The 13,518-nt window shown below is 44.8% G+C and carries 15 protein-coding genes; 9 read left to right on the plus strand and 6 right to left on the minus strand.

Annotation, left to right across the window (positions count from 1 at the left end):
• Positions 1-12: 12 nt before the first annotated feature.
• Positions 13-891, minus strand: coding sequence for a 4-hydroxy-tetrahydrodipicolinate synthase (gene dapA, locus BCU07_RS09375; RefSeq protein ID WP_017060704.1), 879 nt, complete (start codon positions 889-891; stop codon positions 13-15).
• Between the two features lie 374 nt (positions 892-1,265).
• Here dapA and BCU07_RS09380 point away from each other — a divergent pair, with 374 nt between their 5' ends.
• Together BCU07_RS09380 and bcp are read left to right on the plus strand one after the other, a co-directional pair.
• The gene (locus BCU07_RS09380) at positions 1,266-1,808 is read left to right on the plus strand and encodes a glycine cleavage system protein R (RefSeq protein WP_017060705.1); all 543 of its coding nucleotides are present in this window, start codon (positions 1,266-1,268) and stop codon (positions 1,806-1,808) included.
• A 12-nt stretch (positions 1,809-1,820) separates the two neighbouring features.
• Complete coding sequence (bcp, locus tag BCU07_RS09385) at positions 1,821-2,291, plus strand: thioredoxin-dependent thiol peroxidase (RefSeq protein ID WP_017060706.1); 471 nt, start codon at positions 1,821-1,823, stop codon at positions 2,289-2,291.
• A gap of 136 nt (positions 2,292-2,427) precedes the next feature.
• Here bcp and BCU07_RS09390 read toward each other — a convergent pair whose 3' ends face one another.
• Together BCU07_RS09390 and BCU07_RS09395 are read right to left on the minus strand one after the other, a co-directional pair.
• The gene (locus tag BCU07_RS09390; protein ID WP_102428236.1) at positions 2,428-3,504 is read right to left on the minus strand and encodes an AI-2E family transporter; all 1,077 of its coding nucleotides are present in this window, start codon (positions 3,502-3,504) and stop codon (positions 2,428-2,430) included.
• Entirely contained in the window at positions 3,497-3,736 is a 240-nt protein-coding gene (locus BCU07_RS09395) for a sulfurtransferase TusA family protein (RefSeq protein ID WP_017060709.1), read from the minus strand. The genes BCU07_RS09390 and BCU07_RS09395 overlap by 8 nt, the downstream gene beginning before the upstream one ends.
• Before the next feature lie 178 nt (positions 3,737-3,914).
• Between BCU07_RS09395 and BCU07_RS09400 the strand changes: the two genes are divergently transcribed.
• The 4 genes from BCU07_RS09400 to BCU07_RS09415 all read left to right on the plus strand — a co-directional run bounded on the left by BCU07_RS09400 (position 3,915) and on the right by BCU07_RS09415 (position 6,876).
• Positions 3,915-5,369: a tetratricopeptide repeat protein gene (locus BCU07_RS09400; protein WP_017060710.1), complete on the plus strand. Its 1,455-nt coding sequence runs from the start codon at positions 3,915-3,917 to the stop codon at positions 5,367-5,369.
• Between the two features lie 122 nt (positions 5,370-5,491).
• The gene (gene arsC, locus BCU07_RS09405; protein WP_102428237.1) at positions 5,492-5,842 is read left to right on the plus strand and encodes an arsenate reductase (glutaredoxin); all 351 of its coding nucleotides are present in this window, start codon (positions 5,492-5,494) and stop codon (positions 5,840-5,842) included.
• 6 nt (positions 5,843-5,848) lie between these two features.
• Positions 5,849-6,442: an NAD(P)H:quinone oxidoreductase gene (wrbA, locus tag BCU07_RS09410; protein ID WP_102428238.1), complete on the plus strand. Its 594-nt coding sequence runs from the start codon at positions 5,849-5,851 to the stop codon at positions 6,440-6,442.
• Positions 6,439-6,876 carry a DUF2069 domain-containing protein gene (locus tag BCU07_RS09415; RefSeq protein ID WP_017060713.1) on the plus strand — a complete coding sequence of 146 codons (438 nt, stop codon included), beginning with the start codon at positions 6,439-6,441 and terminating at the stop codon, positions 6,874-6,876. The genes wrbA and BCU07_RS09415 overlap by 4 nt, the downstream gene beginning before the upstream one ends.
• A gap of 110 nt (positions 6,877-6,986) precedes the next feature.
• On the opposite strand, the gene BCU07_RS09420 is transcribed toward BCU07_RS09415, so the two are convergent.
• Positions 6,987-8,246: a DUF2066 domain-containing protein gene (locus BCU07_RS09420; RefSeq protein ID WP_102428239.1), complete on the minus strand. Its 1,260-nt coding sequence runs from the start codon at positions 8,244-8,246 to the stop codon at positions 6,987-6,989.
• A 278-nt stretch (positions 8,247-8,524) separates the two neighbouring features.
• Here BCU07_RS09420 and BCU07_RS09425 point away from each other — a divergent pair, with 278 nt between their 5' ends.
• A complete protein-coding gene (locus BCU07_RS09425; RefSeq protein ID WP_065583985.1) occupies positions 8,525-9,763 on the plus strand; it encodes a uracil-xanthine permease family protein in 1,239 nt (412 codons plus the stop codon).
• A 141-nt stretch (positions 9,764-9,904) separates the two neighbouring features.
• Here BCU07_RS09425 and upp read toward each other — a convergent pair whose 3' ends face one another.
• Positions 9,905-10,531 (minus strand): uracil phosphoribosyltransferase, encoded by a 627-nt coding sequence (gene upp, locus BCU07_RS09430; RefSeq protein WP_017060716.1) that lies wholly within the window; start codon positions 10,529-10,531, stop codon positions 9,905-9,907.
• 169 nt (positions 10,532-10,700) lie between these two features.
• Here upp and purM point away from each other — a divergent pair, with 169 nt between their 5' ends.
• Entirely contained in the window at positions 10,701-11,741 is a 1,041-nt protein-coding gene (gene purM, locus BCU07_RS09435; protein WP_008222945.1) for a phosphoribosylformylglycinamidine cyclo-ligase, read from the plus strand.
• A gap of 132 nt (positions 11,742-11,873) precedes the next feature.
• Complete coding sequence (gene purN / locus BCU07_RS09440) at positions 11,874-12,548, plus strand: phosphoribosylglycinamide formyltransferase (protein ID WP_102333440.1); 675 nt, start codon at positions 11,874-11,876, stop codon at positions 12,546-12,548.
• 106 nt (positions 12,549-12,654) lie between these two features.
• Here the strand turns inward: purN and BCU07_RS09445 are convergent, their stop codons facing one another.
• On the minus strand, positions 12,655-13,500 hold the full coding sequence (locus tag BCU07_RS09445; protein WP_102333435.1) for a class II glutamine amidotransferase: 846 nt from the start codon (positions 13,498-13,500) through the stop codon (positions 12,655-12,657).
• Positions 13,501-13,518: the final 18 nt, after the last annotated feature.

The raw sequence follows: 13,518 nt of genomic DNA on the forward strand, positions 1-13,518 counted from the left end.
ACTTCATACGTTTTAGTAAATGCACGCTTCAGTCATTGCTTGAGCAACAACAGGTTGAGCTGGCTCTGACAGTTCAGTCAGCGGTAGACGTAAGCCACCTTCAGCAATCAGACCCATTTTATGAACCGCCCATTTTACGGGAATAGGGTTAGACTCAACGAACAAATTCTTATGTAGAGGCATCAAACGCTCATTGATCGCTTCCGCTTCTTCAAACTTACCTTCTTTTGCTAGCTTGAACATGGTTGCCATATCAGCGGCTGCAACATTGTTCGTTACAGAGATCACGCCATCGCCACCACGCTTAACAAATTCTAGGCCTGTTAAGTCATCACCACTTAGTAAGATAAAGTCTTCGCCACAAAGTTCACGGTGAATTGCAATTCTGTCGAGATCACCCGTCGCATCTTTCAGTGCAACGATGTTTTCGATCTCAGCAAGACGAGCAACCGTTTCTGGCAACAAGTCTACCGCAGTACGACCTGGAACATTGTATAGAATTTGTGGAACGTCACTGACTTCAGCAATCGCTTTGTAGTGTTGGTACAAACCTTCTTGAGTCGGTTTGTTGTAGTAAGGCGTTACGCTCAGGCAACCAGCAATACCAGAACCATTCAACAAACGGCTGAATAGAACAGATTCATGAGTTGCATTTGCACCTGTACCAGCGATAACGGGAATACGACCATCAGCAAATTCAACGATCTTGTTGACGACTTTGACATGCTCTTCAATAGTGAGTGTTGAAGACTCACCTGTTGTGCCAACCGCAACCAGACCATCACTACCTGCAGCAATATGGTGCTCAACTAACTTTTTAAGGCTGTCGAAATCCACTTCACCATCTGTATTAAATGGCGTAACTAGCGCAACTATACTTCCTGAAAACATGTCTATCTCCCTTAATTTATTCTTTTTGCATGTTACTGTAAGCCAATCAATAAACACAAGACATTAAAGTGGCTTACCGGCAACATCTGCATTAAATATTGTCGTATGTTTGAGGTAAAACGACTTCTAACGGCGTTCTACCTAGAATTTGGGTAACCTGCACTCAATCTAGCGGATAGCACATCACTGGATGTCAGTAACAAGTAAGCTGTGCTCTCATCGCTCTATCTCATTTTTTAACGCGCTCGATATTCTTATCATTGGTTGCATGTTCGAAGCAAGGTCGCACATAAAAAGCCCCGCACGCACGCTTATTCCACGAGCTAACTGTGCTAACATGCATGAATCAATGGAATATAAAGAGACGTGATTTTATGACTCAACATCTAGTAATCACAGCTGTGGGCACTGATCGCCCAGGTGTATGCAACCAAGTGGTTCATTTAGTCACCCAATCAGGCTGTAACATTATTGATAGCCGTATCGCCCTGTTTGGCGAAGAATTTACGCTTATCATGCTGCTGTCTGGAAAGGCAAACAACATTACCCGCGTTGAAACCACCTTGCCCTTGCTTGGACAAGAGCACGACTTGATTACGATTATGAAGCGAACCTCAACTCATGATGTTATTGAGAACTCTTACACAGTAGAGGTGTTCGTTGAGTCAGACGATAAAATCGGACTTACTGAGCAGTTTACCCAGTTCTTCGCAGACCGAAACATCGGCCTCGATTCGTTAAGTGCACGAACCATCAATAAATCTAAGGTTCAACTCGACAACGACCAATTCCATATCTCTATTACCGCTTCTGTGCAATCAGAATGTAACTTGATGCAGCTACAAGAAGAATTCGATTCGCTGTGTCAGAGCCTATCAGTCCAAGGCTCGCTCAACTTTATCAAAAACAGTCTTTAAAAAGGAAATGTCATGAATACGCTAACGGCTGGTGTTCCAGCACCTGCTTTTTCTCTTCCAGATCAAGATGGCAATATCGTATCTCTTGGTGACTTCAAAGGTAAAAAAGTACTTTTCTATTTTTACCCTAAAGCAATGACTCCAGGTTGTATTGTGCAAGCGGAAGGCCTGCGTGATATCAAAACACAGCTTGATGACCTAAACGTGGTTGTTCTAGGTGTGAGTGTTGACCCAGTAAAACGTCTACCAAACTTCGTTGAGAAGAAATCTCTAAACTTCACCCTGCTATCTGATGAAGACCACAGCGTTGCTGAACAGTTTGGCGTTTGGGGCGAGAAAAAATTCATGGGTAAAATCTACGACGGTCTGCACCGTATTAGCTTCCTAATTGATGAAGAAGGTCAGATTGAACATGTCTTCAACAAGTTCAAGACTAAGACTCACCACGAAGTGGTTCTAGATTACTTCAATCAAGAAGCTTAAGGGCGATTTGAGTGAGTTAATGACTTAGATTCATCACTTTCTAAGGCAATAGCAACACTCATTAAGCTAATTATTAAGCTAAGAGCAAAAAGGCCGAACATCATGGATGTTCGGCCTTTTTCTATAACAAGATCAATTACTTTTGATGTTCGGGGTCATCGTCTAATGCGTGACTCGGTAAGGCATTCCAAACCGCCTTAACTAACGTTGCCAACGGGATAGCAAAGAACACGCCCCAGAATCCCCACAGTCCACCAAACACTAACACGGCAACAATAATGGCCACTGGGTGCAGGTTCACCGCTTCAGAGAAAAGAACAGGAACGAGCACGTTACCATCTAGCGCTTGGATAATACCGTAAGCGAGAAGCAACCAGTAAAACTGAGGTTCTAATCCCCACTGGAACAAACCGACAATCGCGACAGGAACGGTCACAGCCGCCGCACCGATATAAGGAATCAGTACCGAGAAGCCAACCGCGACAGCCAGCAGAGCTGAATAACGTAAATCTAGAATCGCAAAGGTCACGTAGCTGACACCACCGACGATCAAGATCTCAAGGACCTTGCCGCGAATATAGTTCGAGATTTGTTGGTTCATCTCAACCCAAACCTTGGTCGCTAGACGACGGTTTTTAGGCAACACGCCACTCGCCATGCTGATCATCTCTTCTTTATCTTTTAATAAGAAGAAGATCAGCAGCGGCACAAGAATCAAGTAAACCGCAAGCGTAGCCAAGCTCACAAGAGAAGCCAAAGAACCTTTAACAACACTTTCACCAAAGCCTAATGCTTTGTTTTTCGCGTTAGACACAATCGATTCAACGATCTGCAAGTTTGCTAACTCAGGATAGCGCTCAGGAATCGTCGCAATGAAGTTTTGCAAGCTGCCATACATGCTTGGGATATCATTAATTAGATTGCCCACTTGTTGCCAAATGGTTGGTACCAAGCCAAAGATCGCAAGTAGCATCACGCTAAAGAACATCATGATCACCAACATCACCGAAGGCGTTCTTGGAACACCGAGTCTTTGAAGTTGGGTAACAGGCCACTCAAGCAAATAAGCCAACACAATCGCAACCAAGAGTGGTGCAATTAGGTGACCAAAGAAGTAGATCGTAATAAAGCCGAAGAGAATGATGGCAACCAAACTGACAGCATGGGGATCAGAGAAACGTCGTTTATACCAACGATTGACCATTTCAAGCATCTGACTGCAATTCCTTTTTAGTGACGAGGAGATGATGGTAATTAGAGCAAACCTCAGTGATGACGTCATAGGCTTGCTTAGACAAATAAGTAACAATATCTTTCATCGAACTGTTATCAGACACATAAATTGACAATGACTGCCCTACTTCTAACTTTACACTGTGACGCTTGGCTAATAATAGCGCCATTGGACAGCGCTCTTGGCGTAAATCTAGAATATTAGGTGTCATTCTTGAGCTCGATGCTTATTATAAGGGTCGTATTGTAATCTGTTTTTGAAAACGCGCCATCATTCATTCATCCTCCTTCATGATAGCGCACGCACTTGGCAAAGGTTAAATCAGATAAAGAACCAATTTCCATTGCACTTGTCTTACTGTCAGAAGAAACGGAGTATTACTGACTAATATGTTTAAACGCGCTCGCTCAATTGCTTGCTTATGCATCGCAGCTACATTAAGCACCCCAACTATGGCGAATACCAATAGTTTGGAGCTACCAGATATCGGTACCGCTGCTGGCGGCACACTCACTATCGACCAAGAGCTTATCTATGGTGATGCCTACATGCGCATCATCAGAAGTAGCCAGCCTATCGTAAACGACCCAGTTCTAAATCTATATATTGATACTCTTGGCCATCGTCTGGTCGCGAACGCAAATGATGTAAAGACACCTTTCCAGTTCTTTATGATCCGTGACCGCAACATCAACGCCTTTGCTTTCTTTGGTGGTTATGTTGCTTTGCACTCAGGTCTATTCCTGCATGCACAATCTGAAAGTGAATTAGCTTCTGTATTAGCGCACGAAATCGCGCACGTAACCCAACGTCACTTAGCGCGTAGTATGGAAGACCAAGCGCGCCGCTCTCCAGCAACCATTGCAGCGCTAGCAGCCTCTGTATTACTGGCAATTGCAGCTCCTGAAGCCGGCATTGCAGCCCTAACGGCAACGACTGCGGGTAATATGCAAAGCCAAATCAACTACACCCGTAGTAATGAAAAAGAAGCCGACCGCTTTGGTATCAACACGCTAGCAAAAGCTGGGTTTGATGTGAATGCGATGCCACGTTTCTTTGGCCGTTTAGCTGATGAATATCGCTATGCGAGCACACCACCGCCAATGCTACTGACTCACCCATTACCAGAAGACCGAATTACCGATTCACGTGCTCGTGCTCGTAGTTACCCGCCACTGAAACTGGCTCCCTCTCTGGACTACCACCTAGCAAGAGCCCGCATTGTTGCGCGCTATGCTGGCATTAATAATGATGCTGCTCTTGATTGGTTTGAGCGTCAGCTAAAGAAAGCCCCTAAAGCTTTGGTTCCGTCATTAGAATATGGCCAAGCACTGGTTTACCTAGACTCTAAAAAATTAGACAAAGCAGAGCCCATCCTGAACAAGCTGATTAACAGCGATCCAACCAACCTGTTTTATCTAGATGCTATTTCGGATCTGCACATCGAGAAGAAGCAGCCTGAGATTGCGATTAAAGAACTTAAATCGGCACTGGTTCGTCAACCAAACAACCCGGTTCTGACCATTAACTACGCCAACGCACTGATTGAAAATGAAGATCTTCAAGAAGCGGTTCGCGTATTGCAGCGTTACACGCACGATAACCCGAATGACACCAATGGCTGGCACTTACTTTCAAAAGTAAATACGAGCCTTGGTAATAGCGACGAAGAACTGGCTGCTCGTGCAGAAATTTTGGCACTGCAAGCCAACTGGAACAAAGCGATTCAGTACTACACGCAAGCAAGCCAAATCGCAGAATTAGGAAGCCTAAAACAAGCACGCTACGACGCTCGAATTGATCAGCTAATGATTCAACGAGAGCGCTTCTTGTCGCTACAATAGAGTGTTTACTGGTAACAGCTCGTTACCAGAATAAAAAGAAAGCTCAACGTTACACAAAAAAGAAGTCACCTATGGTGGCTTCAGCTAAACAACTAAATCAAAAATAATAATGAGGAAGAACCATGTCTGTCGTGATTTATCATAACCCACGCTGCTCAAAGAGCCGTCAAACTCTAGAAGTGCTTCAGGAAAACGGCGTACAGCCAGAGGTCATCAAATACCTGGAGACTCCGTTAACAGTTGAACAGCTGAAAGTACTGTTCACTCAGCTTGGTTTTGACAGTGTTCGCGACATGATGCGCACCAAAGAAGCGGATTACAAAGAGGCTAATCTTGGCGATGCATCAGTTACCGATGAAGATCTATTCTCAGCAATGGCGACAAATCCAAAACTGTTTGAGCGCCCTGTTGTTGTTGCGAACAACAAAGCAAAAATTGGTCGTCCACCAGAGCAAGTGCTAGAGATTCTGTAATCCAATATGAGCATTAACATTCTTGTTCTTTATTACAGTCGCCACGGCAACACACAAGCTCTAGCAAGGCAGATTGCACGAGGGGTTGAATCCATCCTGAACTGCGAAGCTATGCTAAGGACGGTGAACGACGTGTACACAGTAGAAGAGCAGCCTGATTCGCGTTATCAACCAACCGATCCTATTGCCTCGTTACAAGAACTTCGATCTTGTGATGGTTTGGCGCTAGGCAGTCCGGTTTGGTTTGGTAACATGGCCGGGCCAATGAAGCACTTTTGGGATAGCACGACATCAATGTGGATCAATGGTGATCTCATCGATAAGCCAGGTTGTGTATTTACCTCTTCTTCATCATTGCATGGTGGTCAAGAGACAACACAACAAAGCATGATGTTGCCCCTGCTTCATCACGGCATGTTAGTCGTGGGCATCCCCTACTCAGAACCGGCGCTGCACACCACTCAAACTGGTGGTACGCCTTATGGTGCAAGCAGTACTGGAGAGAGCGCTTCACTTAGCAAAGAAGAGATTGAGTTGGCGCAAAACCTAGGTAAACGCCTAGCGCGCATCGCAATAAATCAGAAGGGAATTTCTCAATGATGTATATGCCAGAGAAGGCTATGTCTCCCAAAACCAAGCTATTTCGCTACCTTGCTTTAGCGGGCAACTTGTCACTGTTATTCTGGGTGGTGGCTTGGCAGATGACGCTTTCACCGCACCCTCATCTCAGTAATGTCACACTGGCGATTGCTTGGGCTATCCCGCTGTTATTGCCATTACCGGGCATTTTAGCAGGAAAACCTTATACGCACGCATGGGCAAATTTCGTCTTGATGCTCTATTTCCTACACGCATTAACTATCTTGTATGTAGACGATGGTGAACGTTTATTAGCGGCTGTAGAACTGCTTCTGACGACTCTAGGTTTCGCGGGCAATATCTTATTTACTCGCTTTAGAGCCAAAGAGTTAGGCATCAAGTTGAAGCGCCTTTCCGAAGTAGAAAAGAGAGAGAAAGCTAAGTTCGAGCAATAATATTGAGCCCATGCTTTTAAACTGACCGCTTACAAACAAAAAGCCCTGCGAGATTGCTCTTGCAGGGCTTTTTTCAAGTTTTCATTTCAATCAGTCATGTCAGCTGACAATTATGAGCGAACCCACTCGTATACCAAGCTTGGCTTAGCATGTACTGGCGCAGTGATGGTTAGATCTTCTGTACTAGAATCCTCTAACGTTGTGTCAGGCGTATTCGTTAGCTCAGCATCCTCAGATACCTCGTTGCCCTTAATCACTTGTACGCCTGAGTCAGTTTCGTCACCAACGACTTCAGCAGCGTCTGTTGAATCATCACCTACAGACATTGTGTTGTCTTGAGTTTCAAATTCAGGGCTCACTTCAGGCTCAATGTAAGATTCTTCAACCTTCGCAACTTGGCGAATACTTGCTACTTCTTGCTCAAACTCTTGTTGAGTCGACAATAAGTGAATTCGGAAAGTGACTTCGTTGTTCTGAATCTTCAGAATATCTAGGCTTGCCACCGAGTTTAGACGCTTAAGTGCGTTCTCTAACTGGAAGAAGTCTTGAGCATTATTCAGGCTAATAAACTGCGTTAAAATCGATTCTGATGACTCACTCGCTACCGTCACAGCACTTTTGCCTGCGTAGTAGTTACTGATTTGGTCAACTAACTTCTTAGAAGTCGTGTCGCTGTTACCCGATAGTGAACCACTTACAGGCGATGTTGGTGCACTCGTCAATTGACTTGGCTTTTGATCGTATAGAGCCCAACGTAGGCCTGAAGATTGAGCCTTTATCACCAACACAGCATCAACAGGATAACGCTGACTCGCTTTACTGATTGGCGTAACAAAGCTACCCCACAAATCAGAAGTCGCAATACCCGTAATATCGTCAAAGTCACCCACAGGCAGCGTTAGAGGCAAGCCACGCTCTTTTGCGTTCGCTTGTAAGCTAGCTGCTAACTGTGAGTTAGAGTGTTCCCATACGATGTTCTTGTCGTAGTTGTCCTCTTCCACAAGCCAAACAAGGATGTTTGAACGCGTGTCAGGCCAGTAAGGTAACTGTGCTTGAGTCAACAGAGAACGGATTTGAGCACCGTTAAAACGCATACGCAATGTTGATTGGTCATTGCTTTCGCCAAAACTCATTTGAGACATGTACTGCGAACTCTTGCGCATCGCCTTTTGAATCGTCTCATTCGAAGCGACATCAGTTTGGCCAGTCGCACGTATCAATACCTGCTCCATACCTGTATTTCTTGCCACTTGTTCTGGCTGTTTGTCTTCAGCGTTAATCGCAACTTCAGCACTAAAAATATCTACTTGAGTTAAGGCATAACTCGGAGAGGCTAATAGTCCCATCAACAACAATGCTATGTAGCGCATACTGATCCTAATATTCAAATCTTGTGCCTAGATGATAAGCAACTATGGATTGAGGGGCAAGGTCGATAGCGCCCACTGTGTTTAATAACCACAAAATATCACCTGGCCATGATAAATCGCTCACTTATAAACTGAATTTCTAGGGCTTAGATGGATATAAAACATCACTAAGATAAATAAATTTGATCTATTTGGTGTAGCAATCGATTGCCAAGTGATAGAATCCCGCGAATTTTATTTTTCGCTTTTCATATAACGACCATTTTTAAGGACATAACATGAAAAATGCTCTGCAAGGTGCGCAAATGCTGTTTGTAGCATTTGGTGCGCTTGTATTAGTGCCGCTACTGACTGGACTCGATCCCAACGTTGCACTGTTTGGCGCAGGTATCGGTACCCTTTTATTCCAACTTATTACACGCCGTTCAGTGCCAATCTTCTTAGCATCTTCTTTTGCTTTCATCGCGCCTATCATGTTTGGTATTCAAACTTGGGGTGTTGGTGCAACCATGGGCGGCTTGATGGCGGCGGGTGTTGTGTATGTACTAATGGGCGCGTTAATTAAAGTTCGTGGCGTTGGCTTCATCCATAAACTGCTTCCACCAGTCGTTGTTGGCCCTGTGATCATGGTTATCGGTTTAGGTCTTGCACCTGTTGCAGTTAACATGGCGCTAGGTAAGACAGGCGATGGTGCGGTTCAGCTTGTTGATGCAGACGCTGCCCTGTGGATCTCTTCAATTTCACTGTTAGTGACGATTGTCATCAGTGTGTTTTCAAAAGGCTTCCTTAAGCTACTGCCAATCTTCGGTGGTATTGTTGCGGGTTACATCACCAGCTTGGTATACGGCGCGGTAGACTTCACTCCAGTAGCGCAAGCATCTTGGTTAGCACTACCTAACTTCACAGCACCAGAATTTAACATCAACGCTATCTTCTTTATGGTGTTTGTTGCTATCGCACCAGCCGTAGAGCACGTAGGGGACATGCTTGCTATCTCTAACGTAACCGGTAAAGACTACCTTAAAAAGCCAGGTTTACACCGTACTATCACAGGCGACGGCGTGGCTACAATTGCCGCTTCAATGCTGGGCGCTCCGCCAAACACAACCTACAGTGAAGTAACAGGTGCAGTAATGCTGACCAAAGCATTCAACCCAGTGATCATGACTTGGGCTGCTGTTACTGCTATCGTTCTTGCATTGGTTGGTAAGCTAGGCGCACTACTTCAAACGATTCCGGTTCCTGTAATGGGTGGCATCATGATTCTACTGTTTGGCTCTATCGCAACAGTGGGCCTTAACACACTCATCAAGAACAACGTTGACCTGCATAAATCACGTAACCTTGTGATTGTGGGCATTACTTTAGTCTTTGGTATTGGCGGCATGGCCTTTGGTATCGGTGACTTTAGCCTACAGGGCGTAAGCTTGTGCGGTATCGTTGCGATTCTACTTAACCTAGTACTTCCAGAAGAGCTAGGTGACAACACTGTGGTAGATAAAGCTCAAATCGATTAATGAGTCGGTAAGGCTAGATTCCAAAGAATCACAACCTAACAAGATCAAAAAAGGGAGAGCATCGAATGCTCTCCCTTTTTATTAATACGGTTAATTCAGCGAGTTAAGGAACTGTTTAGAGTCACTTAAGCTGAAACCGAATTACTTAGTACCGAAGATCTTATCGCCAGCATCGCCAAGACCAGGAACAATGTAGCCCTTGTCGTTTAGCTTTTCATCGATTGCAGCAGTGTAAAGTTCAACATCTGGGTGCGCTTTTTCTAGAGCCGCAATACCTTCAGGAGCCGCTACAAGAACAAGAATCTTGAAGTGCTTACAACCTTTCTCTTTCATTAAGTCGATAGTCGCGATCATAGAACCACCCGTTGCAAGCATTGGGTCTACCACTAGAGCGATACGCTCATCGATGTTAGATGCAAGCTTGTTGAAATATGGAACTGGCTCAAGCGTTTCTTCGTCACGGTAGATACCAACAACGCTGATACGTGCGCTTGGGATGTGCTCAAGAACACCGTCCATCATGCCTAGACCAGCACGTAGGATTGGCACTACTGTTACTTTTTTACCTTTAATTTGGTCAACTTCAACTGGACCGTTCCAACCGTTAATCGTCACACGCTCAGTTTCAAAGTCTGATGTCGCTTCGTATGTTAGAAGGCTACCCACTTCTGTCGCTAGCTCACGAAAACGCTTAGTGCTAATCTCACCTTCACGCATCAGGCCAATTTTATGTTTTACTAGCGGGTGTTTCACTTCAACAACTTTCATTTCCAACTCCGGCAATATTTAAACAAACCTGTAGATTATACACGAACTCTAAGGTTATTTCAGAATCTTTATTCTAATAAAAAAAACCGCGCAAACGTTTGCTCTTCATATTCAAGCCCTGTTAGAATAGCGCCGTTTTCACATCCAACTTAAGTTCGAGGACTATCCCGTGAGTGGTAATACTTCTTCTCTAAGCTACAAAGACGCTGGTGTTGATATCGACGCAGGTAATGCACTAGTAGACCGTATCAAAGGTGCTGTTAAACGCACTCGTCGCCCTGAAGTAATGGGCGGTATTGGTGGCTTTGGCGCCCTATGTGAACTTCCAACGAAATACAAAGAGCCGGTACTTGTTTCAGGTACTGATGGTGTTGGTACTAAACTTCGCCTTGCTTTGGATCTGAAAAAACACGACACCATTGGTATCGACCTAGTGGCAATGTGTGTGAACGACTTAATCGTTCAAGGTGGTGAACCGCTATTCTTCCTAGACTACTACGCAACAGGTAAGCTAGATGTAGATACAGCAGCAGACGTTGTTTCTGGTATTGCTGAAGGCTGTGTTCAAGCTGGCTGTGCACTAATCGGTGGTGAAACGGCTGAAATGCCAGGCATGTACGAAGGCGACGACTACGATGTAGCTGGCTTCTGTGTTGGTGTTGTAGAAAAAGCGGACATCATTGACGGCACTAAAGTAGCAGCAGGCGACGCACTTATCGCTGTTGGCTCAAGTGGTCCACACTCAAACGGTTACTCTTTAATTCGTAAAGTCCTAGAAGTTTCTGGTGCTGATAAGAGTGAAGAACTAGAAGGTCGCACTATCGGTGAGCACCTACTAGAACCAACTAAGATTTACATCAAATCGGCACTTAAGATGATTGCAGAGCATGACATTCATGCTATCTCACACATCACAGGTGGTGGTTTCTGGGAAAACATCCCACGCGTACTTCCTGAAGGTACTAAAGCCGTCATTGATGGCAAGAGCTGGGAATGGCCTGCTATCTTCAACTGGCTACAAGAGAAAGGTAACGTGGAGACATTCGAAATGTACCGCACTTTCAACTGTGGTGTAGGCCTAGTTGTTGCTCTACCTAAAGATCAAGCAGACGCTGCTGTTGAACTACTGAAAGCTGAAGGCGAAAACGCTTGGGTTATCGGTGAGATCGCAAACGCTGAAGCTGGCGAAGAGCAAGTTGAAATTAAATAAGTGATACGCTCACTTACTTAGTTAATCAATGAGGACCTAATGGTCCTCATTTTGCTATTTAGCCCGCAGAAAACCTTAGTTTATGTAGGTACATTGTAAACAATTCAGTTAATCAATCGTATGACCCACTCTATGAAAAACAATCACTCAAATAAAACCAGTCACTCTCAGAAAAACATCGTTGTGTTAGTTTCAGGAAGCGGAAGTAACTTACAGGCTATTTTAGATGCCTGCGATAGCGATATGATTGATGCATCGGTTAAAGCTGTCTTCTCAAACAAAGCAGAGGCTTTTGGATTAGAACGAGCGAAAACCGCAGGTGTTGACGCTCATTCAGTGAATCCAAAAGACTTTGGTTCACGTGAAGAGTTTGACCATGAATTGATGGTTCAGATCGATGCTTACCAGCCAGATTTAATCGTACTCGCTGGCTACATGCGAATCCTGAGTTCAGAGTTTGTTCGTCACTATGCAGGGAAAATGGTCAACATCCACCCTTCTCTGTTGCCGAAATACCCAGGCCTACACACCCACCAGCGTGCCATTGATGCGCAAGACAAAGAACACGGTACTAGCGTCCACTTTGTTACCGAGGAGCTCGATGGCGGCCCTGTGATCTTGCAAGCTAAGGTGCCGGTATTTGAAGATGATGATGCTGATATGTTGGCAAGCCGAGTGCTTACTCAAGAACACTGCATTTACCCTATGGTCTGTAAATGGTTCGCCGAAGATCGTTTATCAATGCTAAATGGGCAAGCTGTCTTAGACGGTAAGGCATTAGGTAAACACGGTTACGCAGAAGAGTAATTCTTCAGAAACTAAATCAAATCCAAAAAAGACCGCTTACTGATTCATTAGTTCAGTAAGCGGTCTTTTTTATGAGGTTCAAATCATACTATTCGGGATACTTAGCTCAGCTCAATGGTTCAGTTGGCGCTTGGCTTGCTACCTTCTTCGGCGCATAAGCGACATCTTCCAATGCTTTATGATTGTTGCCTATCAGCTCACCAAAATGAAACAGCGCATATTCGCCCGGCTTCATTCTAAACCACTCTTCATTGTCTGTTAGAGGCTGGGTTGCCACCACTGTAACCACATCATTAGGTGTAGTTTCTTCTTGGAAGTTAATCTCAACATCTTCATCAATCAGGCTCGCTTTACCAAAAGGTGCGCGCCTTGTTATCCAGTACAAATGGTTGGTACAGAAGGTCATCACATACTCACCATCACTGAGTAACATGTTGAAAACGCCTTTCTCACGCAGCTTGTCACAACACTCAGCCACAAAGCGAAACATACCTTCCATATCTTGAGGTGGCTCAGGAAAACGCTCTTCGAGTTGTTTGAGTAACCAACAGAAAGAGAGCTCACTGTCTGTCTCGCCGACCGGTCTGAAACGACCACTGATCAGATCGTCGTAATCCGTTAATTGACCATTGTGAGCGAAGGTCCAGTATCGCCCCCAAAGCTCACGAGTAAAAGGGTGTGTATTTTCTAGATTAACACCACCACGGTTCGCTTGACGGATATGACTGACAACGGCTTGGCTTTTAATTGGGTAGTTTTGAACCAACTCAGCGATCTTAGATTCACAGCTAGGGTTAGGATCTTTAAATGTACGAAAACCCTTTCCTTCATAGAAGGTAATACCCCAGCCATCGCGGTGCGGGCCAGTATTGCCTCCACGCTGCATAAGACCAGTAAAGCTAAAACAAATATCAGTTGGCACATTCGCGCTCATACCGAGCAATTCACACATGGTTTAATCTACTCCCTA

The organism is Vibrio sp. 10N.261.54.E10 (assembly GCF_002877735.2).
GTDB lineage: Bacteria > Pseudomonadota > Gammaproteobacteria > Enterobacterales > Vibrionaceae > Vibrio > Vibrio crassostreae_C.